The organism is Symmachiella macrocystis (assembly GCF_007860075.1).
GTDB lineage: Bacteria > Planctomycetota > Planctomycetia > Planctomycetales > Planctomycetaceae > Symmachiella > Symmachiella macrocystis.
The window spans coordinates 1,777,853-1,803,179 of record NZ_SJPP01000001.1 but is presented as its reverse complement, the minus strand read 5'-3'; the positions used below and the strand labels follow the sequence as shown (position 1 = coordinate 1,803,179).

Annotated in this window: 18 protein-coding genes; 15 read left to right on the top strand and 3 right to left on the bottom strand. The window is 54.5% G+C overall.

Annotated elements, in window-relative coordinates; genetic code table 11:
- Positions 1-95: 95 nt before the first annotated feature.
- Genes CA54_RS06975 through CA54_RS06965 form a run of 3 tightly spaced genes read right to left on the bottom strand, consistent with a single transcriptional unit; the run spans position 96 to position 3,344 of the window.
- Positions 96-1,367 carry a hypothetical protein gene (locus CA54_RS06975; protein WP_146370089.1) on the bottom strand — a complete coding sequence of 424 codons (1,272 nt, stop codon included), beginning with the start codon at positions 1,365-1,367 and terminating at the stop codon, positions 96-98.
- The gene (locus CA54_RS06970; RefSeq protein WP_146370088.1) at positions 1,364-2,959 is read right to left on the bottom strand and encodes a M56 family metallopeptidase; all 1,596 of its coding nucleotides are present in this window, start codon (positions 2,957-2,959) and stop codon (positions 1,364-1,366) included. Before CA54_RS06970 ends, CA54_RS06975 begins: the two co-directional genes overlap by 4 nt.
- Positions 2,949-3,344 carry a BlaI/MecI/CopY family transcriptional regulator gene (locus CA54_RS06965; protein WP_146370087.1) on the bottom strand — a complete coding sequence of 132 codons (396 nt, stop codon included), beginning with the start codon at positions 3,342-3,344 and terminating at the stop codon, positions 2,949-2,951. Before CA54_RS06965 ends, CA54_RS06970 begins: the two co-directional genes overlap by 11 nt.
- 263 nt (positions 3,345-3,607) lie before the next feature.
- Between CA54_RS06965 and CA54_RS06960 the strand changes: the two genes are divergently transcribed.
- The 15 genes from CA54_RS06960 (at position 3,608) to CA54_RS06890 (ending at position 25,290) form a co-directional block, all read left to right on the top strand.
- Positions 3,608-4,000 carry a BlaI/MecI/CopY family transcriptional regulator gene (locus tag CA54_RS06960; RefSeq protein ID WP_146370086.1) on the top strand — a complete coding sequence of 131 codons (393 nt, stop codon included), beginning with the start codon at positions 3,608-3,610 and terminating at the stop codon, positions 3,998-4,000.
- A complete protein-coding gene (locus tag CA54_RS06955; RefSeq protein ID WP_146370085.1) occupies positions 3,997-6,342 on the top strand; it encodes a M56 family metallopeptidase in 2,346 nt (781 codons plus the stop codon). Before CA54_RS06960 ends, CA54_RS06955 begins: the two co-directional genes overlap by 4 nt.
- Positions 6,343-7,259: 917 nt before the next feature.
- Positions 7,260-8,243 carry an exosortase/archaeosortase family protein gene (locus tag CA54_RS06950; protein ID WP_146370084.1) on the top strand — a complete coding sequence of 328 codons (984 nt, stop codon included), beginning with the start codon at positions 7,260-7,262 and terminating at the stop codon, positions 8,241-8,243.
- 134 nt (positions 8,244-8,377) lie between these two features.
- Positions 8,378-10,747 carry a polysaccharide biosynthesis tyrosine autokinase gene (locus CA54_RS06945; protein ID WP_146370083.1) on the top strand — a complete coding sequence of 790 codons (2,370 nt, stop codon included), beginning with the start codon at positions 8,378-8,380 and terminating at the stop codon, positions 10,745-10,747.
- A 91-nt stretch (positions 10,748-10,838) separates the two neighbouring features.
- On the top strand, positions 10,839-11,546 hold the full coding sequence (locus CA54_RS06940) for an exosortase-associated EpsI family protein (protein ID WP_146370082.1): 708 nt from the start codon (positions 10,839-10,841) through the stop codon (positions 11,544-11,546).
- Between the two features lie 159 nt (positions 11,547-11,705).
- Positions 11,706-12,587 (top strand): XrtA system polysaccharide deacetylase, encoded by an 882-nt coding sequence (locus CA54_RS06935; RefSeq protein WP_146370081.1) that lies wholly within the window; start codon positions 11,706-11,708, stop codon positions 12,585-12,587.
- A gap of 81 nt (positions 12,588-12,668) precedes the next feature.
- Complete coding sequence (locus CA54_RS06930; RefSeq protein ID WP_197532261.1) at positions 12,669-14,096, top strand: glycosyltransferase; 1,428 nt, start codon at positions 12,669-12,671, stop codon at positions 14,094-14,096.
- 56 nt (positions 14,097-14,152) lie between these two features.
- On the top strand, positions 14,153-15,679 hold the full coding sequence (locus CA54_RS06925; protein ID WP_146370079.1) for an oligosaccharide flippase family protein: 1,527 nt from the start codon (positions 14,153-14,155) through the stop codon (positions 15,677-15,679).
- A 130-nt stretch (positions 15,680-15,809) separates the two neighbouring features.
- Positions 15,810-17,084, top strand: coding sequence for a glycosyltransferase (locus tag CA54_RS06920; protein ID WP_146370078.1), 1,275 nt, complete (start codon positions 15,810-15,812; stop codon positions 17,082-17,084).
- A 38-nt stretch (positions 17,085-17,122) separates the two neighbouring features.
- Positions 17,123-17,872, top strand: a complete 750-nt coding sequence (locus CA54_RS06915; protein WP_146370077.1) for a class I SAM-dependent methyltransferase — start codon at positions 17,123-17,125, stop codon at positions 17,870-17,872.
- 44 nt (positions 17,873-17,916) lie between these two features.
- Positions 17,917-19,008 carry a non-hydrolyzing UDP-N-acetylglucosamine 2-epimerase gene (gene wecB / locus CA54_RS06910; RefSeq protein WP_146370076.1) on the top strand — a complete coding sequence of 364 codons (1,092 nt, stop codon included), beginning with the start codon at positions 17,917-17,919 and terminating at the stop codon, positions 19,006-19,008.
- Positions 19,009-19,132: 124 nt separating this feature from the next.
- The gene (locus CA54_RS06905) at positions 19,133-20,365 is read left to right on the top strand and encodes a glycosyltransferase (RefSeq protein ID WP_146370075.1); all 1,233 of its coding nucleotides are present in this window, start codon (positions 19,133-19,135) and stop codon (positions 20,363-20,365) included.
- On the top strand, positions 20,362-21,747 hold the full coding sequence (locus CA54_RS06900) for an O-antigen ligase family protein (RefSeq protein ID WP_146370074.1): 1,386 nt from the start codon (positions 20,362-20,364) through the stop codon (positions 21,745-21,747). Before CA54_RS06905 ends, CA54_RS06900 begins: the two co-directional genes overlap by 4 nt.
- 70 nt (positions 21,748-21,817) lie before the next feature.
- Positions 21,818-23,956, top strand: a complete 2,139-nt coding sequence (locus tag CA54_RS06895) for an alginate lyase family protein (RefSeq protein ID WP_197532259.1) — start codon at positions 21,818-21,820, stop codon at positions 23,954-23,956.
- A 74-nt stretch (positions 23,957-24,030) separates the two neighbouring features.
- The gene (locus CA54_RS06890) at positions 24,031-25,290 is read left to right on the top strand and encodes a glycosyltransferase (RefSeq protein ID WP_197532258.1); all 1,260 of its coding nucleotides are present in this window, start codon (positions 24,031-24,033) and stop codon (positions 25,288-25,290) included.
- The last annotated feature ends 37 nt before the right edge of the window (positions 25,291-25,327 follow it).

The following is a 25,327-nucleotide window of genomic DNA, read 5'->3' as shown; positions in this document are numbered from 1 at the left end:
AAACGGCGCCCGGTTCGTGACCGGGCACCGTCTGTTATACCGCGCGGGGTGAAATCATGCGCGTCCACGTTGTGATTGGCGGCGCGGGGAGACGATCAATTAGCTTCCGCCTTATTCTTCTCGCTGGGCAAGACTTCGAATGCCTCTCCGTATGCCTCTTTGATTTGCTCAGGCTGGTTGATTGGTAGAAGCTCGTTGTCTGGCTTAGAGAGGGGCCGCCCCTCGTGTTCCTTTTCAACTTCCTCTTCGACTTCCTCCTCGTCAAGAGCCTGAGGGGCGATTTCCTCGATTTCGTTCCGTTGGTCGTCTCTCTTTTTGATGTCCCTCTCGTCGAACGGCCTGGGTTCACCTTCAACCTTGAATTCGAAGTTGCGAGGAGTGAGTTCAACTTCATCTTTGCCGCCACTTTTAACGTGTTGTTCGAGCAACTCGTGCATTTCACGGACCTCGTTGCGGAGGTTGCGGATTTCGTGGCGGAGATCGTGGAGGGCTTCGTGGACGTCGTCGCGCGGGGCGGGTTCGCGACGTTCTCTTTCCTGTCGGTGACGGCGTTCGCGTTCTTGCATCGCGCGTCGTTCGTGCCGCTCTTGCAACTCCCTTTGCATGCGATGCATTTGGTGGTGTAATTCTTGGGCTTGTTCTTCCAGGTCTGCTTGTTTCAGGTTCTCGATTGCGCGTTGTAGGTGTTCAATCTTACGGTGCAATTCGCGATCTTCTGTAGAAATGCCATCATCGCGTTGTGCTATCTTGAGAAAACCGCGGCCTTTACGAATGCTATCATCGACATCGAGTTCACTTGGGTTGATGTCAAAAGGAACGCGTGGCGGACGGACGGCTCCGCCATCGCGATTTTTTCGGCGTTCCATGATTGCCCTCAAGCCGTGATGCAAACGCCGGTGAAACTGCGCGTCTTTCCGTCTCCCTTGTTCTTGTAATTCGTCAGCTTCCCGCTCTATATTATTTGCCATCTCTTCGAGTGCATCGCGGGTGGGTTGATCCAAATCAGAGAATCTATCTGATCGGATTGGCAAAGGTTCGGCGAATGCCGGAGTCTCTCGTCCATGTTGTGGGTCTTCAGAAGGTTCTGTAAGCAGCTCGTCATGCGCGACGGTGGGCTCGGCTGCGAATGGATTCTTCGCTTGCTCGCCGGCCACAAACAGATCGAGGTCGGCTAAATCGCGGCTTTCGGCTTCGTGCGGTGTGTCAGTACGGTCGAATGCGTTCTGGTCTTGGTACTCCGCTACGTCGGCTGAGAACAAGTCGCGGCTGTTTTCTTCACCAGCCGTCGCACCGAGGGTCAACCAACTGGCGGAGGCCAGCCCGACCAATACGATCAGCGTCAGCGTTAAGTAAAATAACCGGGTCATGGGTTTGTCTCCTCGATTTGAAAATTGGGCGAGTCGGTTGGAAATGTTGAAGTGGTTTCGTTAGGCGGCAGTTGTTGTAAGGTGTCGAGTCGGTGTTCGATCTCAGCGATCCGGCTGCGGATGCGGGCGGGCCAGGATTTGAGGCGTGGGTCAACGTTTGTTTGTGCCATGAGAGCTTCCAGGTTGCGTAGTTCTTCGCGCAGTCCAGTGAGTTCGGCTTGCAGTGTGATGTCCTCGGTAGACTCCTCGAATGGCGATGCTTCAATCGGTTCGTCGAATGCTATCTCTTCAATGCTTGGAGAAGGATCGAATGCTAATGCAGCTGCGGGCGACTCGGATGCTTCGTCCGCAGTGGATACCGAGAGTGTCGGCAGCGCGAACGTTGCTGTCGGACCGTGGAGGATCAAAGCGATCATGCTGACCAGGACGATTCCTGCTAGGCAGAGCGAGCGGATTTTTGATGGCGGGTGCCGGGTCTCGTCGTTATCGACGAGGCTTTCCACACGCTCCGACAGCGTCGAGCGATGTCCCGTTGCTGCCAGCGAGCCGGTGAGAGTCTCGGTGCCGATTCGCCATTGGGCGACGGTTGTTAGGCAGTTCGCTAAAGCGAAGCGGTCGCCGGTGCGGTCGATGGCCCATTCGTCACACAAAAACTCCGCCGCACGCTGCCACTGTCGCCGCGCCCAGAAGTTGAGCGGTTGATAGGCAAAAGCGGAGCAGAGCAGTCGTCCCATGCACAACCACCAGATGTCGCGGCGGACGAGATGCGCCAATTCATGCGCGAGTAGCGACCGCAGTTCGTCGCGGTTCAACTCGGCCTCCGCTCGAGTGGGAAGCACGATGTGCCAACGCCACAAACCAAACGCCGCCGGTTCAGCGTACTGCCCGGACGACAACAGGCGGACTTTTTTGCTACGGCGTTGTTGGGCTAGCAGGCTTGCCAATTCTTCCGCTGCCGGTCCCTCGGTCAGCAACCGGCAATCGGCGAAGCGCCGTCGCAGCCAAATTGTTTGCCCCCACAACCGCGTGAGTCCTAACAAGAAACATCCTACCGCCGCGACCGAAACAGCAATCACGATGCGCGGATCCCAAGGAGCGGGAGACGGCACGATTTCGGTCGTATTGATTGGCGGCGCGATGTGGGTAGGGAGGGGGATTGTCGCGACGATTTCCGGCGGCTCGAGCACCAGTTCATCAAAGTCGTCGGCTGGGGCGATGTCAGTCCCGATGTCCACCGCGAAAGCCTCCAACGTCGCTGCGTCAAGAGCAACAGCGTCGTCAGTTTCGATCGGGATGTTCGGGGGTAACTCGATTGTGGAGAGTGTCGGCGTGATGGCGATGCTGTGATGATCCGCCGCGGGGGTGCTGACTTCTGAGACCGGTAGTGCAGCGGGCAACCACAAGGCCAACGGGGCGGTCACAAACGAGGCGGTTGCGGCGACTTTCCAGAGCGCACTTCGTAATGCTGGGCGAGCGGTGCGATGCCAACAGAAGTACAACCACACGCCCGTCAACAAACAGGTGGAGTGCAACAGGTAGGTTGCCAGAAATGCCAATAGGGGAGCTGCGTAATGAGCCAAGTTATCGGGCATCACGGTCCTCCTTTTCACGGGCACGAATCAATGCTTTGAGGCGGGCCAATTCATCAGCATCGACATCGCAGCCGTCGAGCAGGTGCGCGACCATCTGCGTGACATCGCCGGCAAACAGTCGATCGGCGAGGTCGGTGACCATCGAGCGGCTGACTTTTTCTTGATCGATCGCCGGTCGATAAATGTGCGCTCGCCCCTCGATCCGATGAGCGACGTAGCCTTTGCGTTCCATCTTGGCCAGCATGGTGGCGATGGTGGTATAGGCCAGCGGACGCTCGTCGTGCAGGTCCTCGCGGACATCCGCCACGGTCGCTTCGCCCCGTTTCCAGAGGACCCGCATAATAGCGAGTTGCAGTGCGGCGAGTTGATGATTGGGTTCGGTCATGGGGTGTGTCGGCTCCTGTCTACTACCAAGGTAAGAGACATGCTACTACCGCAGTAGAATGTCGTCAAGTGGAATTCCGCAGACTAAACAGCAATCGCAATCGCTCGTTCAGTTGGCGGTGCGGTACGCGGGGGTTGGTTTGAGGAGCCGGAAGTTGCTATGCGTAAAAATGCGCATTCCTGTTGACAGCTTGGCATCGCAGCGGTATCGTGTCCGTTTAGGTGTTAAAAAATACACACACTAAGCGGCCCAAAGGGATTGACATGCCACGACCACCACAGGCACAACTCAGTCGACGGGAACGCCAAATCATGGATATTGTCTATCGCCGCGGCTCCTCGACAGCTGCCGAGATCCGCGCAGAACTCGCCGACCCGCCCAGCTATTCCACCGTCCGCACGTTGCTGCGGGTGCTCTTGGAAAAGGGGCACTTGAAACACAAGCAAGACGGCCCGCGGTATGTCTATTCGCCCACCCTCTCCGCCGAAAAGGCCCGCCGCTCGGCGCTGAAACAGCTCCTCACCACCTTCTTCGACGGCTCCGCCGAAAAAGCAATGGCCACACTGATCGACATGTCCTCGGCCAAGCTATCCCAACAAGATCTCAACCAACTCGCCCAACTGATCGAACACGCCAAACAAGGGGAAAAAAAATGAACACGCTCTTCGAATCCTTTAGTTCGTCGTTTGCCGGTAACAATGCGTCAGCATTTGCATTTGATATTGCCCTGCGGTCAACGGTTCTACTGCTCGGGGCACTGATTGTAATAGCCATCTGCCGCCGCGTCTCGGCAGCGGCGCGGCATCGGTTGTGGTTGTTGTCGGTTGTGGGGGTGTTGTGGATTCCCATTTTGTATCTAGCGGCGCCGCAACTGAAATTCGCGTTGCCCGGCGCTGACAAACCGGCTCGTTTCTCGGAAGCGACGTCGATCACTTCGCAATGGCTCTTCACGGAAACGATTCCAACCAGTAAGCCAAACAGTGCGCAGCCAGCAACGCCGGCCAGACCTGAAACGTTCGAGGCAGCAAGCATGACGAGCGCGGTCGCTGACGCTCCTGCGTGGCACACGGGGGACGTATTGCTCGTTACCTGGGCGGCGGGTGTGTTGATCGTAGGATTGTTGAGTTTGATCAGCATCGCCTCAGCTCATTGGTTGGTGCGCAAGTCAGCGATGTTGTCGGATGATGCTTGGCAGGGCTTGTTGTTGTCGTTGCGGGAACAACTAGGGATTTCACGGACAGTGCAGTTGCGTAGTTGTGATCGGCCGATATCGCCGATGACCTGGGGGCTAATGCGGCCGGTGATTTTGTTGCCGCGGGATTGCGCGAGTTGGACGGATGAGTGCCGTCGGGCGGTGTTGTTGCACGAACTGGCGCATATTCAACGGCACGACTGGCTGTCGCAGATGTTGGCCCAAGTGGCGTGTGTGGTGTACTGGTTTCATCCGTTGGTGTGGTTCGCGAACCGTCAAGTGCGCAAAGAGAGCGATTGCGCGGCCGACGACGTGGTGCTCACGGCCGGGATGCCGGCAACGACGTATGCGGAGCAGTTATTGGTGATCGCCCAACAAATTTCAGCCGAATGGCTGCACCCGGCGCCGGCGATGGCGCGGCGCGGGCAATTGTCACAACGGATCGGCGTGTTACTCGACCCCCGCCGCAATCGCCGTGGTTTGGGGCGACGGGTGTCGGTGCTGATGACGGCCGTCGCATTCTGCGCAGTGGCATTTGTTGGGGTGGTGTCGGTGACTGTGGCTGAGGATGAAACGGTGGTTAAAAATAAGGCGGTCAAGAAAATGCCAGTTGAGGACAAACAAGCTGCGAAACCGGTGGCGACAGTACGAGACCAAATTGAGCGGGCATTGCGGAGTACAACCGAAGTCGACTTCCAGGATCAACCTTTAACGGATGTCGTAATTAATTTTAAGGATATGCACAACATCTCAATCGTCATCGACGACGTGGCGCTCAATGACGAAGGGATTTCACCAGACTCGCCGGTGAATTTGACGCTAGCGGGGATCACGACCGAATTCGCGCTGCGATTGATACTGGATCCTTTAGAACTGGAGGCAGTAGTCGATGATGATGTGCTGAAGATCACGACCAAAGCCGTGGCGGCGGGGATTCTGGAAACGCGGGTTTATGATTTGAAAAACATCATGGGGCAGGCTTTGGCTCCACAACAATTCTACCCGTTGCGGAATGCGATCATCGAGTGCGTCGCACCCGACACATGGAGCGAGGCGGGGGGATCGGGCGTTATCGCTCAAGGGCCTGCCACGGAAGAGGAGAAACGCGACACGTCCGCACCCGGGATTCTAGTAATCCGCCAGACGGCGAAAGTGCATCATCAGATTTTAGGATTGTTGGCTGATCTGCGACAGGTTTTGAATCCTCCCAGCGAGAAAAAGTTAGAGCCGACGACACAGGAGAAAAACGAACAGGCGATCCGCAAAGCATTGGCATCGCCCTCGGAGGTAGACTTTCAGGATCAACCGTTGATCGATGTCGCCCTTCATCTCCAAGATTTACATAACATCCAAATCGTCTTCGATGAGATGGCGATGAATGATGAGGGAATTTCGACCGATACGCCGGTCAATTTGTCCCTTGGTGGAATATCGCTGCAGAAGGTTCTGCGACTCATACTTGGGCCCATACAATTGCAGGCGGTATCTTATGAAGAAGTGTTGCTGATTACGACCGCGACCAAAGCCGAGGAACTGCAAATCGTGCGGATTTATGACGTGAGTGAACTTCCGCTGAGTCGAGATACCAAATTGCTGGCCACGACGATTGAGTCCACGGTGCTACCCGACACATGGAATGAGTCCGGAGGCGGTGGTGTGATTGCTCCGTTCAGCGGGTCGATATTGAGGCAGAAAAACCAAATTGACCCCTTTCGCGAAAGCAATCTGTTAATCGTGCGCCAAACGGAACAGGGTCACGAGCAGGTGGCGGCATTGTTGGACCAGTTGCGGCGGGTGAAACGGTAGCGGCCGGAGGTGAACCGGCGCGTGCTTTGAGTCGCTTCATCGGGCGATTCCGCGCCACCGGTCTGTTTCTGATTTTCCGCAATTCCGGATTTTGGGGTAAATCAGAATTGCAATGCGTTACCGGGCAAATCAGAATCATCGATCGGTAGGCCCTGGTTTGCCTGCTGGGAAGGCCGTTTTTTTAATTTACCCAAAGCCCGTTTCCAGCCCGTTTTTTATTGACAGCCTGTTCGAATCGTCCAAAATAAGGGGGCGGTCCGGTTTATCGGCGCATTCCGTCGTGGCGTGCTGCTTGACGAGCGTGTTGCCGATGAAAAGTGATGTTGCGTTCAAACAACAAATGTGGCGCCGAATCGGGAAATGCTGTTAGGGGGCATCATCGGCAGGGGAAGGTGGAAAAGGAGTTCGGGCTTAAAACAGCGGGAAAAACCGCTTGGAGCGAGAGTCTGACCCTTCCTGTTCGACTTCGGTATGAAACGTGCTAGGGAGTTAAGCACGAATGTTGACAACCGGGATAACGGCCAGCCGGTCTTGATAACGATACGAAACGGAATACCGTTACGTTTGTTATTCTAAGAACGGAACCGGCTAGACCGCCTGATGCAGTCTGGGAATTGATCCACGACGGATATCGACGTGTTAGACTGCTCAAAGGAAGCTGCGGCACGATGCCGCGCCAGTCGCAAGAAATTCGGCAATGTGCCGCATTCTGCCTGCGGCTTGCGTTTGATTTTACGACAGTTCGGTAGTCTATGACTGCCGGTCGGGGAGTTGAGCCGTGCATGTTTCACGGGGGCAAGGACGCATGGAATTGGAATCCAAAGGGAACGGTGATTGCAACCGATGGGGACGGAGTCCGCGCTGAACGCAGGGATAGTGATAGTCAGAAGCACGAAGTGATCCGAGGAGTATAGCCGGTGGGAACCAGCGAAAAGAGTTCAAAACCAGTATTCGGCGTCGAGGTTTGGGGTGGATTAGCCGTCCTGCTGGCAGCCGTGATGTGGGCCTATTGGCCGACAGTCACGACCATGGCGGGAAAATGGGAGAACGACCCCCAATATTCGCACGGTTGGCTGGTGCCGTTGTTTGCAATTGCCTTGTTGTGGCTCCGCTGGGATAAGCTGGAACCGGAAAACCTCAAAACAAGTTGGTGGGGCGTCGGCCTGTTGGTGCTGGGGGCTGCGATGCGGTTGGGGGCAGGTTGGATTAACTTTGACTGGTTTGACGGCATGTCTATCATTCCGACATTGGCAGGTCTGTGCATGCTTTTCGGCGGTGTCGCCGCGATGAAATGGGCCTGGCCGGCATTTGCCTTTTTGGTCTTTATGGTTCCGCTCCCGTTTCAAGTGGAACGGATGATGATGGGGCCGCTGCGAAACTTAGGCACGGTGACCAGTTCGTACGTGATGCAGACGCTCGGTCTTCCCGCCATTGCCGAAGGGAACATCATTCACCTGGGCGAACACACAATTGGCGTGGCCGAGGCGTGTAGTGGATTGCGAATGTTGGTGATCTTTTTTGCACTGTCGGCAGCTGTGGCCTTGATCATTGATCGCAACATTTGGGTGCGGTTGTTGATTCTAGCCAGCGCGATTCCGATTGCGTTGATTTCCAATATTGCTCGGATCACCATCACCGGCATGGCGTATCAATTGGCCAGCCCCGAATTGGCCGAAAGCCTTTTCCATGATTGGGCAGGTTGGTTGATGATGCCGTTTGGACTGTTGCTACTTTGGGGAGAGTTGTGGCTGCTTTCGCACCTGTTCATTGAGGAATCCGACGACGACTACGACTCGTTGGCAATGGGCTTTTCCAAAACCGCGACAGCGACAAATTCCAAGGATGGCGGGGCCGAGTCGGATACGAAAGGGTCGGGCAAAATTCATTTGCCATTACCTTAAGGCCAGATAGATAGAAACTTCGTCTCCCGTGGTGGCGACGAAGGATGGGTTGAAACAAATTTGCGTGGGAATTTTTCAGCTGGACATGGGCAGTCGGTGCAGACCGGCTGACTTTACCCCTGAGCCGAGACATCATGATGCAATCAAATCAAGAACCAAACCACTACCGAAACGGAAATGCCGGCGTTCCAGCGTACACCAATGGGGGTGGCGGCGGTGGCGGCGCACTCGTACCGGTTGGTAATGGCATGGACCCCTCGCCAGCCCCGATGGCGGGCAACGAGGGAGCCGGGCAAGTTGACCCAAAGGCATTATTAAATGCGTTTCGTCGACGATGGTTTTTGGCGGTGACGGTCGGTTTGTTCTGTGGAGGCAGTGCCGCGGCCGCAGTGTATTTGTTGGTGCCGCCGAATTACGTAGCGTCATCCATCATTTACATCGATGCCACACCGGGGTCAGTGTTGCAGGATAACAGTTCGTTTAGCAGCGATTTTGATACTTTCAAGCGCACGCAAATGTTCCGCGCGTTGTCTCGGGTGGTGTTGGATACCGCTTTGAACGAGCCTGTCCGCAACCAAACGCTAAAAAAGTACGGGTTCAAAACAATCGGCGATCTGCCGCTGCTCAAGGGGCAAACGTTCGAGATCGATTGGTTAGAGGCGAGACTCTCCGCGTCGGGGCGAGATGAGGAATTCTTCGCGATCAAAATGGAGTATAGCGAAAAACCGGAGGAGTTGGCGGAGATCGTCAATGCGATCACGCAAGTCTACTATCGCGATATCGCCAACGAAACGAAGCTCAATGACAAAAAACGGATTACTAAGTTGGTCGAGTTGTCCGTCGACTACGAGCAACAAACCAAAAAGAAGCTTGACGAAATTGCAAAACTGGGGCGGCGTCTGGGCATTACTAATGAAGAGGAACTTAGCCTGGACATTGCCGCCGACAACGCATTCACCAGACAGTTGCAGGATCAGTGGTTCAACCACACCATTTTGCGGAACAAATTGAGATTGGAGACTCAGATTACCGAAAAAATCGGGGATTCTTTGGAAGAGAATCCTGATATTCAAGCTGATCTGATCGACACGCTCATTGAACGTGATCCGAAAATGGTAGATCTGTCAATCAAAGCCGATGCGATCGAAGCGACAATCCGCCGATACGAAGAAACATTGAAAGACACGGAAAACAACTCCGTACTGAAGTCTGCACGCCGTGAGCAAAAAACAACTCAAGAAGCGATCGCAAAATACCGTGAAGAACTCCGGCCGGTCATCGAACAAAAAATCCGTGAAAGTGGCAACGCTCCAAACCCCGGAGATTTACCCGCTGAGGAACAGATTGCGAGGTTGGATGTTATCCTCGAGCAATTAAAAGAAGAGCTCGACAATCGGAAAATACAAAAAACACAGATCGTAACGGACTCGTTTGAATTGCAACAACTGCAAAAAGAAGCAGCCAAGTTAGAGGCTCGAACCGATGAGATCGATAACAAAATCGACGAGCTGAAGATCGAATTGGATGCACCAGATCGAATTAATGTCGCGCAATGGGCTGAAGTGCCGCGGATCAAGGATTGGGAATCGCTGTACAAAAAATCGGCGATGGCCGGCTTGGGCGTGTTTGGACTGTTTGTCGCCGCCATTGTTTGGTTTGAATTCCAAGCAAAACGGATTGATACCTTGGGCGACGTCACCGGCGGATTGAACTTGCGAATCATGGGAGCTTTGCCGCAAATGCCGCGGTGGGCCAGCCAAAAATCCTCTAAGGCGAAAAAGACAGCCAAAAGTGCATTTTGGCACAGCGTGCTGACCGAATCGATCGATGCGGCTCGGACGGTGTTAATTCGCGATGCAAATGTGGAATCGACCCGGCTGGTGATGGTCGGCAGCGCGATTTCCGGTGAAGGCAAAACAACCTTGTCCTGCCATCTCGCGGCCAGTTTGGCTCGTGTGGGCCGAAACACCTTGCTTGTCGATTGCGATTTCCGAAAATCCAATGTGCACCGAGTCTTCGGTGTCGAGGAACATCCCGGCTTGAGCGAGGTCTTGTTGGGAACAGCGTCGCTGGAAGAGGCCATTAAATCGCCGAGCGACGACGGTCCGGATGTCCTTCCTGCCGGTCAATTCAATTCACAGCTGTTGGCTGCACTGGCCCAGGATGGCTTGGGTAAGATCTTCGAAGAACTCAAGAAGAAATACGAATTCGTCGTCGTTGATTCGTCCCCGGTGTTGCCGGTCACCGATTCGCTGATGGTGGCCCAGCATGTGGATGCCGTGATCCTTTCGATTCGCCGCGACGTGAGTCGTCGTCCTAAGGTGGCCGCCACACGCGACCGGTTGGCCATGTTGGGCGTTCCGGTATTAGGCGCGGTTGTGATCGGTCTGGACGGTGAGACGAGCGGATACCGTTCCGGATACGGCGGCTACGGATACGGTTCGCGCTACGGCTACGGCTACCAATACAATCGTTCGCCCGAACCAACACCTTCGCAATCGTAACGCGAAATCTAGCGTCGGCGACAGATGCCGGCGGAAATGGTGAGGACGGCGTTAGTTTCCAAACAATTCGTTTGTCGTTGAAAGATCCGAGATGGTACGCATTATTTCACTGGTCATCGCCTTGGTCATCATTATTGGAACCGGCGTGGTTCACGGTAACTATGCCGGCCGCTGGGGCGCGGCTGACGCATTGATTCTGGCGGCCAAAAACATCGATAATATTCCGATGGATTTCGGGGATTGGAAGGGGCGGGATCGCAATATTGATCCCGAGGATACGAAACGGGCACAGGCTGAGCGGATTTTCGCTCGTGAATATGTCAACGAAAAAACGCGCATGGCTATGTCGGTCTTGATCGTCTGTGGTCGTCCAGGAACGGTGAGCGTGCATACTCCGGACATTTGTTTTCAGGGACAAGGGCGTATCATGATGAGCGCTGCCCCCGAGACGGTCACTGTCGATTTGGGCGACGAGTCCGGTAAGCCGCTTGTCGAAGAATTCCAAACGGCCGACTTCCATCGTCCCGATGCCGCCAACCGTGAGCAACAGCGGGTCTATTGGACCTGGTCCACTGATGGCACCTGGGTCGCGCCGAGCAATCCCCGTGTGGAGTTCATCTGGAATAACACCTTGTACAAGCTTTACATCGTCCGCAGCGTTTCGCCGCTTGAGGAGTTGAAGGAGGGCGAGCTTGATCCGTCGTTGCAATTCGCCGAACAGTTGATTCCGGTGCTGAACAAAGCACTGTTTGATTTGCCGGCGGGAGAAACTAAAGCAGCGCCCGTGGCTGCCAAATAAGAAGTCTCGACGCAATCGGCGATCCTCACCGAACCGGGACAGACAAATTGAGCAGTCGTCCTGTTCGGACATTGATGATTCGCAACGACCTCTCCCAAACGATTTGACGGTCGGCTGCTGCCGGCCGTTAACCCACCCTGAATTCCGACCGCAGATCCTATGTTGAACGCCTTTACTGTCGATGTTGAAGATTATTTTCAAGTCGGCGCGTTCGCAGATCGAATTCCCACATCAAGCTGGGATGATTTTGAAGGACGCGTTGTGGGCAACACGCGTTCCGTGTTGGACCTCCTCGAAAAGCATCAAGTCCGCGGCACCTTTTTTATCCTGGGTTGGACGGCGCAGAAATATCCTGAATTGGTTCGCGATATCCAGCGCGGCGGACATGAAATCGGCAGTCATAGTCATTGGCATCAATTGATCTACGAAATGACACCGGAAGAGTTCGCCGACGATCTAAGATTAAGCTGCCGCATCATTGAGGACATTACTAGTGAACCGGTGAAGATGTTTCGCGCTCCCAGTTTTTCAGTCACCGGCCAATCGTTGTGGGCACTGGACATCTTGGCGGATAACGGCATTGAGTTTGATTCGAGCATTTTTCCCGTACACCATGACCGATATGGAATCCCCGATGCCGAACCGTTCCCGTATCGCATCGAGAATGAGCAGGGCGGGCTGTGGGAGTTTCCGCCTTCGGTGTATCGCGTGGCGAATCGGATGAATCTTCCGGTTGCCGGCGGCGGGTATTTTCGACTCTATCCGGCGCGGCTGACCATCGAATGCATTCACCGTATCAATCGCAGCGGACAGCCGTTCATGTTTTACATTCATCCGTGGGAAGTCGATCCCGAACAGCCACGACTGCAGTGCGGCTGGCGTTCACGGTTTCGGCACTATCAAAATCTGGGGTCCACCCATCGGAAGTTGGATCGTTTATTGGGTGAAGTCTCCTTTGGAACAATGACGGACGCTTTGAAACCCTCTCTCGAACAATCAGCATGCGCTGCGTCCTCCGCAAAAATATCTGCGGGCCAGTGAGAGTGATCATACCATACTGCCCACATGCGATGGGTTGATGAACGTTCAAACTGTTTGGTTCGGCCCCACTGGAGCCTATTTGTGACGACGGTTGCCCAAAAATTATTGTTGATCGCACGCGATTTCCCACCGGATTTCTCGCCCGGCGTTCCACGGATTGAACGCTTCGCTCGAAATCTACCGGAGTCCGGTTGGCAACCTTTGATACTTGCTATGGAACACGAGGCTTCCGATTCACAGGCGGCGACACAGCTGAGTGATCCATCTCTGGATTCGATCATCGCCGAACGTTGCCGGGTCAGTAAGTGGTATCGCTCACAACCTGCCGCCGCATCGAAGAAAAGCAATCAAACGACCGCAAGTGCACAGCCTGAGGGAAACCAAACTGCGCAAGCTGAAATCCCTGTTCGGCAGTCACGGTTGCGACCGCTGCGGCAGTGGTGCGTCAACCTCAAGGATCTGCTGATCATTACCCCCGACAAGGCCATCGGTTGGGTGTCGCCGGCAGTTTCCGCTGGAAAACGGATGATCCGCGAACACAATCCGCAAGCAATCATGACATCGGGACCGCCACACAGCATTCACCTTGTTGGCCGACGGCTAAAACGTGCGACCGGTTTGCCCTGGGTCGCCGATTTTCGAGATCCCTGGGCACGACGGCCTTGGGGCCATAAAAAGCAAAATCCGTGGGGACAAAATTGCTACCCTTGGTTCGAGCGCCGCTGCGTCGAGACGGCGGATCGAGTCATCCTGAATACCGCAGCGATGGCTGACGACTTCCGGCGATTTTATCCGCAATGGGAATCAAAATTCCTCACCATTCCCAACGGCTGCGATGGCCATTTGGTAGAGCGAATCGAACAGATGCTCGGTGAAGTTCCTGCCCGTAGCAATACAGATCCATTAACACTTACACACGCCGGATCGTTGTATCGTGAACGCGATCCACGCCCGCTGATCGAAGCCATTGCCTTGCTCAATCAACGTGGCATTGCCATTCGTTTTGAACAGATCGGCAACTGCAGCGGCGATTTCAACATTCCCACGTTTTTGCAAGATCATGATTGCGGCGAGTACATCTCACTCACCCCGCCCGTCCCGCGCGATGAAGCGTTGCGTCGCATGGCGGCAGCCGATTTGCTGTTGTTAATTCAGCCCGGCACGGACCTGCAGATCCCGGGAAAACTATTCGAGATGCTGCCGTTTCGCAAACCGATTCTGGCCGTGGCGCACGCGGGTGCGACGGCCGATGTGATCAACCAGTATCAATTGGGAGCGGTGGCGACTGACCATACACCTCAGGCGATTGCAACTGTCCTGGAGGATCTGATTCAGCATCGACAGCGGTCCGACGCCGACTTACGCTGGGACAAGGCCATCCATGATTTTGACGGCCGGACATTAACGGCCGAACTGGCCGCCACATTAAACGCAGTTACCTCCGGCAGCGACGACTCACCGACTACAGCGGACGTCAGTACACCGCCACAAGTCACGATGACATCCTAAGATCATTCGACAATCGCAGACTAGAATTTATTCCCCCACCAAGTAAACGATGTGAAATGTCTGATAAAGCATTAGCGGTTCGAGGCGTAGTCTTCAATTGGCTAGGCCGCGGCTGCGCGATTATCATCACCTTTTTCCTCACGCCTTACCTCGTTTCCAAACTGGGCGACGAGTCATACGGGCTGTGGTCGATGGTCATGGCATTCACCAGCTACTACGCCATGGCCGACATGGGCTTACGTGGCGCGGGCGTGAAGTACATCGCGCAATTCCATGCCATTCAGGATTACGAGTCGGTCAATAAGGTCTATGTGACGTCGATGGTCGTCTATTCCGCAGTGGCGGCCGTGGTGCTGGTTTTGGTGGGGATCGCCACCTATGCCTTTCCTTTCATCGTCGACATTGGCGATCATTCAATCAGCAACATACGCTGGGTGATTTTACTCACCGGTGCCACAATGGCCACCCGGATGCTGGCACAAGTCTATGGAGCTGCACTAACAGCACTACAAAGACACGACGTGAGCAATGCGATTGCCGTGTCGATGCAACTATTGCAGGCGGCGTCTGTAGTGGCAGCGCTGTTGCTGGGTTACGGATTGGTGGGCATGGCGGTGGCCACGTTTGCCGTCACCTTATCAGGCCAGCTCCTGCGCGCATGTTTTTCCAATGTTTTCTTACCGGAATTGAACTTCTCTCTGCGTTACTTTGACCGCGACACATTGAAAATGGTATTCCGCTTCGGCGGAGTCAATGTAATGGCCAATGCCGCCGCCCGTGTGCTGGTTTATTCCGGCGGTTTGATCGTGGGCGTGATCTGTGGTCCTGCGGTCGTCCTGTTTTATTCGATCCCCGAAGCAATCACGCAAAAAACGGCGCAATTGGGTTCAGCCATCACCCAAGTCATTGATCCCTTGGCCAGTCAACTCAATGCACAAAAGAACAAAGCAGCGATGTTGGAATTGATGGTCCTGCCACCACGTCTGTTGGCGGTTTCTTCATTGTCGTTGGCAATATTTTTCATCGTTTATGGTCGATTGTTTATTGAGTATTGGATGAATGAGCAATACGTCGCTCAGATGTATCCCGTCCTTTGCGTTTTGACGGTCGCTCGTGCACTGAAGATGTCATCCGGTGGCGTTCGGGCCGTGCTGCGAAGCACAGCCAATTTGCGGGTAATTGCCATCGCCGCAGGTGTTGAGATCGTGGTCACATTGGTTATTGGAGTGCTAGGTGTTTGGTTGTACGGACCGATCGGTATGGCCTATGCGGTATTGACGACACAGCTACTTGTCGCGGTCATTCTTTTGCCTGTCTGGACCTGCACGGCATTGGAAATGCCGAAGATGCAATACTTCCTGAATATCTGGCCACCCAGTCTCCTCGCATTATTGCCACCCTTGGCGGTCGCCTTAGTCATCGAACATTTTTGGACCCCCGGACGAATTCTTGATCTCGCAGTGATTTGTGGGCTGATTTTAATCAGTGCGGGAGGCAGCGCGTTTTATATCTGTTTGCCAACGCATCGTCGCTCAGACATTATTACATCTCTCACAGCATGGCGAAGTGTCAAGTCAGCATGAGGACGTGTTGGGGCCAGCGAAATAGAAACTGCCCCAAACTACCGGATTCGACGAGTGAACCCTGTCTTGAGTTGTCGGAAAAAAGCAAATCATTGAACTGCCGACTCTGAAGTCGCACAGGCCATCATCTATGAGTCGTAAAATTCGAATATTAGCGCTCGTGCCTCCTAGCAAAACTGCCTCTCACAGCGCGGCATATACTGTCTTGCAAGAAGAGTTGGCTGCGTTTTCAAATGCGGGGGTTGAAGTGCACGTCGTCAGTCCCCATGCCAAGACTTCGGGGAACGTACAGAGCGTGAAGATGCATCCGATTCCTCAGATGAGGAAGGTATCGCATACTCTGCGTTCCTTATTCCGACTTCAGTTGCCAACGAATTCCGGCGAGCGCGTCCCGGGTAAGTTTTCCCGTCAACTGGCCGTCGCTCGGTTTGAACTAGCGATTGAAAAGGTACTCCGTGACGAGAAAATTGATTTGGTTTATAGCCCGTTTGCCTGGCCGAAACGAACTGCTGGTATTGGTGCCGCGCATCGGGTCGGAGTTCCGGTCGTTGTAAGCCTTCGAGGGGCTGATGCATTCAGTATTTCCGACCTCGATTACGGCGTCGGTTTTGATCAATCGGTAATCGCATTAACACTTTGCCGCGCTGACCACGTTGTTGGTGTGAGCAGTGCACTGGCTGATCAAGCCATGGCATTGGGCGCACCCGCGGAGCGCGTCTCGGTTGTACTGAAAGGGGTCGATGTCGATCATTTTTCAGTAGGGAACCGTACGGAAAGCCGAGTCAAACTCGGTCTGCCCGATGTACCCACGATTCTGTTTGTGGGGAATATCGTTCCCGTCAAAGGGATTGACACTTTGCTTGGGGCATACGACTGCTTGGTTCGCGAATGTCCGCAGGCACAACTTGTCATGTGCGGTGACGGCAGCGAACTGGAAAAAGTGAAAGAATATCAACGTGAACACTCCGAGACGCGGCGAGTGATTTTGCCTGGCCGCGTTTCCCGCGAGTTGATTCCTGACTATTTTCGTGCTGCCAATGTCTTCGTGCTGCCCAGTCTTAGCGAGGGATCTGGGAATGTGTTATTGGAAGCAGCCGCTTGTGGTTGCCCCACGATCGGCTCAAGCGTCGGCGGTATTCCAGATTACATTGACGACGGGAAGACAGGCCTGTTGTTTGAGTCGCAAAATGTTCAGCAACTCGCTGGAAAAATTCAATACGTGTTAACGAATTCCGAGGGTGCAGCACAAATGGGACAGTCTGGACGGGAATGGGTGGTTGCACACTTTCAATATCAAGCAATGATCGACAATCTGTTGGCCCTCTTTCAAAGAGTCATTTCAAACTCCGGCAACCCAGCATCCCAATCTGAATCTAGGCTGGAGTCTCCCTCGGTTGTTGCGTAAACACCTTAGCCCGTTTGTACAGCCTCTAGTCTAGAGAGTTGTGTAACAAGCTTTCACTCTTTCCGTGCGATACTAGCAAGTCAATGACAAACGTAAGCGAAATTGAATATTACAACGACCGATGGTCAGAAAACACTGCTGATCGTATCTCAGGAAGGCGCTTGCTGCGGGCATCCACCATTATCAACGAGATCGCCGCACTCAACGTAACCGATCCACGAATTCTAGATTTCGGATGTGGCAATGGCTCGTTAGCGGCCATTATGCGTCACTTCGGCACGATAACGGCAATCGACTACAGTCCGGCGGCGATTGAAGCGGCTGCGAATTTGTTCGATGGAATAACGTTTCTCTCTGGGGATGCGTTGACCGTTCCTTTGCCGGAATCATCCTTCGACATTATCGTATCGCAAGAAGTCATTGAGCACGTACATGACCAGCCCGGCTATATTGCCCGCGCGCGGAAACTCATAGCTCCCGGTGGCTTTCTTATTTTGACAACTCCGAATGCTTATACGTTTTATCGGGGTGGTGAATACGAAAAGTTGAAAAAAGGTGACAAACTGCAGCCACGCGAAGATATTCTGTCAATTGCCGAACTGCGCCGCATCGTATCACCGCATTTCACGATTCAACAGCTGTATACGATTTGTGCATCGGGGCGAAAAGGACTCTTTCGAATCATCAACTCTCCAACGCTACAACGGTGGCTCCCGTTTTGGTCCAAGATCAACCCTGCCTGTAAGCTCGGTTTGCATACTATATTGGTAGCACAAGCGAAATCGTAAATACTGCGTTGAATAGATGGCGTATTCTGCTAGAGGACCGTTAAGTGAAGCAACTCTCCATTATCGCCGGCGCTCGGCCGAATTTTATGAAGATCGCGCCGTTGATCCGTCCGTTGAAAGACGTCGGGTTTGCGACGAAGATCATCCATTCCGGACAACACTACGACCAAAAAATGTCGCAGACGTTTTTTGACGAGTTGAACATTCCGCACCCCGATCTCAATCTTGGTGTGGGATCCGGTTCGCACATTTGGCAGATCTCCGAAGTGATGCGGCGGTTGGAAACGGAATTTACTGAGAATCCGCCGGCGGCGGTTGTGGTGGTGGGGGATGTCAATTCCACGCTCGCCGCGGCGCTGACGGCCGTCAAATTGGGGATCCCCGTGGCGCATGTCGAATCGGGGCTTCGCAGTTTCGACCGGGCGATGCCTGAAGAAATCAACCGCATCATGACCGATGCGATTTCGGACTGGCTGTTTACCTCCGAACCTTCGGCTCAAACCAACTTGGAACGCGAAGGTGTGCCTGCGGAGCGAATTCATTTTGTCGGCAACGTGATGATTGATACTCTGCTGTCGCATCGGCAACAGGCGCAAGCTTTAAAATCCAGTCGCGAATTGGGGTGCGGCGACAAGGATTATGTGGTGCTCACCTTGCATCGGCCCTCGAATGTTGATGACCCGGAACGTCTGGAATCAATCCTCAGAGCTGTACATGATATTTCAGAGGACTTTCCGGTGCTGTTTCCCATCCATCCACGGACGCGGGGGCAGTTGCAAAAATTCGGCTTCGCCGAACGACACGACTTGAACGGGTACCGCATGGTCGAACCACAGGGGTATCACTCAATGCTCAGCCTGATGGACGGCGCTCGATTTGTGCTGACCGATTCGGGGGGCATGCAAGAAGAGACAACCGCTTTGGGGGTTCCCTGTCTCACGTTGCGGGAAAACACGGAGCGGCCTTCGACGATCGAGAGTGGCAGCAATCAATTGGTCGGCTGGCGGACGGACGATATTCTGGCAGCTGTGGGCCGCATCAAGTCCAGCCCGAATCGTTCGAGCCAAATTCCAGAAAAATGGGACGGTCAAACGTCAACGCGGATTGCGGAAATACTGCACAGAGATTTGGCGTAGTTGCAAGAGTGCTCGAGACGATTCGAGTAGTAAACATCAAGTTTTCGAACAATTCGATCGACTGCCATGTTGCGAACAATGGATCGGTTTGAATCATCGGGCTCAGACGTGTCGTTGGGATGAAATGGTCGCTGATACTGTGGAACACAACCCGGAGCATAGCGAATTCGCCGACCGTCGGTTGACGGTCGCGTTTGTCGTCCACAATTTTAGTGTGGGCGGTCTGGAGCGGTGTATTGCGCGGTTGGCGAACGCATTGGATCGGCGGCGATTCCGGCCGGTGATTATCTGTTTAGACAAAAACGGTACAGCAGCACAGTGGCTTGAGCGAGACGATATTTCGGTGATTGAATTGCACAAGAAACTGGGCAACGATTTTGGTGTAGTACGTCGTTTGGCAAGAACGTTACGCGACAAGTCGGTCGATATCGTGCACTCGCACAATTGGGGCACTTTGGTGGAAACAACTTTGGCCCGCAAATTGTCCGGAACAGCGATGCACATTCATGCGGAACGAGGCATGGAGCTCGATGCTTTGAATTCATCCTCCTGGAAACGCAAGTTGCGAGGAAGGGCTACGCGGTGGGCCTTGGAGCGGTCCGATTGCGTGGTTGCCGTTGCGGAGGCGGTTCGCCGACAAGTGCTTCAGCGGTGCGGTCGTTTGCATCAAGAGATTCTGGTCATTCCCAACGGAGTGAGTCGCCCAGAGATTGATCCTCAGGGGCCGACTGCAGAAGAGATCCGCCAACAATTTTCGATTCCGAGCGATGCGGTCTTGATTGGCAGCGTGGGGCGGTTGGTGCCGGTCAAGGATTTTGGACTCGCCATCGATGCCGTCGCGCGTCTGGCCGGTAACGGTCGCAACGTGCATTTGATGCTTGTCGGAGATGGATCGGAGTTGCCCCGTTTGACGGATCATGCAGCAGCGTCCGGTTTGGCAGACAATATTCACCTCGTCGGTCATCGCGAAGATGTGGGGAATTGGCTAGCTGCTATGGACGTCTATGTGAATTGCAGTTTGAATGAAGGCATGAGCCAATCCGTCTTGGAGGCGATGTCGACTGGGTTGCCATTGGTCGTGACCGACGTGGGCGACAGCGGCTTGTTGGTGGGTGGTGAAAAGGCCGTGGGACGCGTCGTACCGAGCGGCGACGTCGAGGCATTTGCAGCGGCGCTCGACGAGATCATCTTGGATGAAACATTGCGTCGCGAATTGGGGCAGCGATCGGCCTTGCGTCACCAGGAGTGTTATAGCTTAGACGGTATGATCGAGCGGTATGAAGCACTTTATGAGACTTTGTCGGGTGCGCAGTCTTGCGTGGGCGACAGCATTCAATCTACGGAGCCCGTGACGTGAGTATTTCACTCGTCGCATTCCTAGCACTATTCGTCCTATTTGGCTTGCTTGCTTTTATGCGGCCAGCGTGGGGCGTTTGTATGTATATGCTGACCTTTTTCGCATCCCCTCCGTACTGGTGGTGGGGCCGCGATATTGCCACATATCGTTGGAATCTCTACGGCGGTGTTGGTCTGCTGATCGCTGTACTCATATCCAGGTCGGTCAATCCCAACTCAAATCAACCGACAACTCCCAAGACCCGGCGGATGATCACGTTGGCGACGCTATTGCTCGTCAATGCTACGGCCGTGCATTTTCTATTGGCTAGGAATTGGGGGGTCAGCTTTGGGAGTTACGAACTTGTCGCGAAATTCGTCTTGTTGTTTTTCATGATGATCGCAGCGATTCGGACGGAAAGTGATTTCAAGTTGGTCATCATGACCTTGATCATTGGGATGGGGTACATTGGTTGGGAGGCCACTATCAACGATCGGGGCAAGATGGTTGCCGGACGGTTGGAAGGAGTGGGAGCACCAGGCGCTCTGCATGCCAACGAACTTGCTTCACTGGCGGTAACGATCATTCCGCTGGCAGGTTCGGTTTTTATGGCTGGCAGTCGATATCAGAAATTCACGGTATTTTTGGCCACCCCGTTTATTTTGAACGTGATTTTGCTCTGCAATAGCCGCGGTGCGTTTTTATCGATGATTGCCAGCGGTGTTGCGTTCGCGGTGTTTGCACCAAAAGCGATTCGACGGCGCGCCTTCAAATTGCTTTGTCTAGGGGGCGTTGCTGTTTGGCTGCTGATGGGTGACCCTGAGATTATTCAACGCTTTATGACGACATTCGTCTCGACCGAAGAACTGGATTCGTCCGCAACCTCTCGGTTGCAGTACTGGAAGTCCGGAATCCGGATGATCTCCGACTATCCGCTCGGCGCGGGTGGATTTGGTTTCAAACGCGTTCATGGACCCAAGTATATCAAAGAGGTGAATGATCAAGATTTTGACGGGAGGGCGGTCCACAATGGATACATTAACGAGGCCTGCGAATGGGGCATTCAAGGCTTTCTGCTGAAAATATTGTTCGTCGTCACGGGGTTATTAGTGTTGCGAGAAACCATCCGGAATTGTATTCGCCAAGGCCGTACGGACGAGGCCTTGTATGGCTGTGGAATTGCTGCGTGCATGACGGCATTTCTTGGCACCTGTCTGTTCGGTGACCGTCTGGATGCGGAATGGGGATTTTGGATGATGGCCTTGATTGTTGCTTATAGCCGAATTTACGGGCCTGGATTTCAGCAGTTTGGTCGATCGCAACAGCTGCAGCAAATTCCACAAAATCAGAATGTACCGGCAATGCCCGGATTGCAGCAGCCGGTCGCATCGCCTCAGTATTAATCCCTCGATCCTGATTCCTGAATCTATAAGCACCATGAGTCGATTCCGCTGGTTCCATAAACTCCGGAAAATGCCGCCTCGCGAAATTCGTACGCGACTGGCGGAGAAGGTGCGCGTGCGGAGAGAGCGGAAATGGTATGGCCATCCCCCCGTTGTCGGCACGCAGAGCGCCGCTGATCTCATTGGCAATTGCCTCAAACTGGTCCCCGGCGCGAAACCTGACCAACTGCAACGACTCAAAACGGAGCGTCCCGAAGAGCACGCGCAACTGGTAACCGCCGCAACAATACGTGCCGAAGCGGTGCTGGCGGGCGAGTGGGAAATTTTGGGCTTCCCGGTCGATGTAAATAACACTGTCGATTGGATGGCCGACCCGCGTACCGACTTTGTGTTTCCACGGCAGTTCTACGCGGATATGTCGTTATACGAAATTGGTAACGGCGTCGATGTAAAGTATGTCTGGGAATTGGGCCGGCATCAGTTTCTGGTCGAACTGGCCCGTGGGTGGCGGTTTGGTGGACAACAACAGTGTGCGGCGCGGGCTCGTGAATTGTTGCTGGACTGGATCGACAACAATCGTCAGTACGAAGGGGTGCATTGGACCAGCGCACTGGAGTTGGCCATGCGGGGCATCTCTTGGATCTGGACGATCGCCACGCTGGCCGATTGGGACGGCTGGCAACCGGGCGACTTCGAATTGATCACGCGCAGCCTGCGCGAACAAGCGGAATATATCGAACACCATTTGTCGTATTATTCCAGCCCGTACAACCATTTGGTGGGCGAAGCGGCCGGGTTGTATTTAATCGGCTGCGCGTTGTCCGGCACACCGGGCGCGGAACGCTGGCAGCAATTAGGGCACCGCGTTTTGAACGAACAGGGGCCGCGGCAATTCTACGACGACGGATTTTGCGTCGAACAGGCGACCGGTTACCACTATTACACGCTGGGGTTCATGTCCCTAGCACTCGTCGCTGCTCGCGATCAGGGTCAGCCAATCAAGAGTTTGGAACCGGTCGTGCAGAATGCCTTTCGGGCGGGGTTGGCCTTTCGGCAACCGGGGGGGCGTTGGCCGGCTATCGGCGACGTCGATTCCGCGCGAGCGATTCCGGTGCACCATGATGATTTCTGGGAATTTGATTCCCTCTGCGTACTGGGTGCCGTCCTCTTCGAGGACCCGAAATTATTGCTGTCGGAAAACACGTTTTCTGAAGAAGCGTATTGGTTATTCGGTTGTGACGCGCAAAAGTTCACGGCGGCAGACGCAAATGAATTGCCGTTCACCGCGACTGTCTTACCCGAGTCGGGTTATACAATCGCCGCCGCGGAGCAAGACTGGATTTGTTTCGATGCCGGACCGTTGGGCGACGGTTTGCATGCCGATGCGACACCCTCGACCGCGCATGGACATGCTGATGCTTTGCAGATACTGTTCCGCCATCAAGGGCGCGATATTCTCGTTGATCCCGGCATGCCGTTTTATTTTGGTGACGACGCTTGGGTCGGGCATTTTCGCTCAGCGGGGGCTCACAATACGATTGACGTCGATGGCATTGAAATGGCCAAACGTGCCGGACGTTTGGCGTGGTCGCACGTAGCGCCGCGACCTCACCTGGATGCACGACTCGCTGACGATGTGTGGCTAATGCGCGGACGCGCTGAATGGGGGGCGGGAACGACTGTCGAACGCAACATCCTGGCAATTCCTGGGCAGGGAATGTGGGTGGCGGATCGCATCACGACCGATCAACCGCGCAGCATCACCTGGAATTGGCAAATGGGCGAAGAGCGATCATTGCCACAGGTGTGGACCAACGGACTGGATATGACAACGTCCGAACAACCGGCCGTCGAGGAGTCACCCGTGGGCTGGTTCGCACCGGGATATGGAGTTCATCAACAAGGGCGGCGGATCCAATGTCAATCACCCGCGACCGACAAGTCCCTAGTCGTCACGTTTTACGGGGACAATCCTTTACCGTTGGATGTTCGAGTCGGCGACCTCACCGTCTCCTGTCCGCTCGACGGCACAGAGGCAACCGGTTTCGCCGTGGATGAGAATGGCGACGAGGTCATTTGGCGAGTGGAAATTGACGGACAGCAGGTGACCTATACAGCGGGTGAATCGAACGCAGGTCAGACAGCCCTTGAGGGCGTCGGCGCTTGGTGCGTGACAAAAACGGTCGAGCAATTGAGTTCCGTCTCCTAGATCGGGCTGGTTAAGGCGTGCGGAGAGTGACTTCCGCCGTAATTTCAACAGTGACTATGCAAACCTCAGTGCCCATGACTGAAACCATGCAAGCAACCGCCGTCGATGCACAACCGCCATCGAAGCAGCAGCGGCGCATTCTTGTGGTGAGTGCGTCATTTCCTTCCTCGGTGATGCCCACCTTTGGCGTCTTCGTGAAGGAACGCGTGCGTGCGATTGCCAAGCTGCCTGGGTATTCCGTTCGGGTGATTGCTCCGATTCCCTATTTTCCGCCGATCAAAAAACTCTCCCGTTGGTACGATTGGTCACAAGTTCCCTTACGTGAAACGATCGACGGTTTGGAGATCGTACGGCCGCGTTACCCGATGCTGCCTAAAGTGGGGGGATATATTCAGGCGAACCTCATGTACCCCGGTGTCTTGCAGGCGGCTAAGCGGATTCGTCGTGAATTCGATTTCGACATCATTGATGCTCACTTCGCCTATCCGGCCGGTGTGGTGGGAACGAAATTGGGAAAACGATTTGGAAAGCCGGTCGTCATCACCGGACGCGGCGAGGACATTCACCGTTTTCCCGAAAGCCCCGTGGTGGGGGATCGCATTCGTTGGGCGATGCGCAATGCCGACCAATTTGTGGGAGTCAGCGAAGAGATTGCGACCAAGATGATTTCGCTGGGAGCCGATCCTGCCCAGACTCGCGTGATCGGCAATGGTGTCGATTGCCAAAAATTTCAACCGCTGCCTCGCGACGAGGCGCGCCGCAAGTTGGATTTGCCCGCCGATGCGCAAATCGTGATCAGTGTCGGCGATTGTTTCGAGAACAAAGGCTTTCACTTACTGGTCGACGCGTTAGGTCGCCTCAAGACCTCGCACCCACAACTGCACGCGGTGATTGTCGGTGGCTCGCCGCGTTACGGGAATGATTACACGAGCGTGATCAATGAGAAAATCGCCGAGCATGGTTTAGAGGACCGCGTGCATTTGCCGGGGCGGCGGCCCCATGAAGAATTGTCGACGTGGTACAGCGCAGCCGATTTGTATGCCATTCTTTCCGCTCGCGAGGGGTCGCCCAACGTGCTGATGGAAGCCCTCGCCTGTGGCCTACCGGCCATCGGCACACCGGTGGGCGGCATTCCCGAAATCCTGAATGACGACCGGTTGGGATCTGTCCTCCCAGAGCGGTCCGCAACTGCTGCGGCCGACGGATTGACCGCTGCTTTTGCACGGGATTGGGACCGGACTGAGATTCGGAAAATATTAGAGACCCACGATTGGAGTTCCACGGCACTGCAAGTCGCGGATGTTTTTGATCAGGCTACCGGCATCGTCGATTGAGCTATCGCGCGGCGGTCCCTTTGACCAACGCGGACAA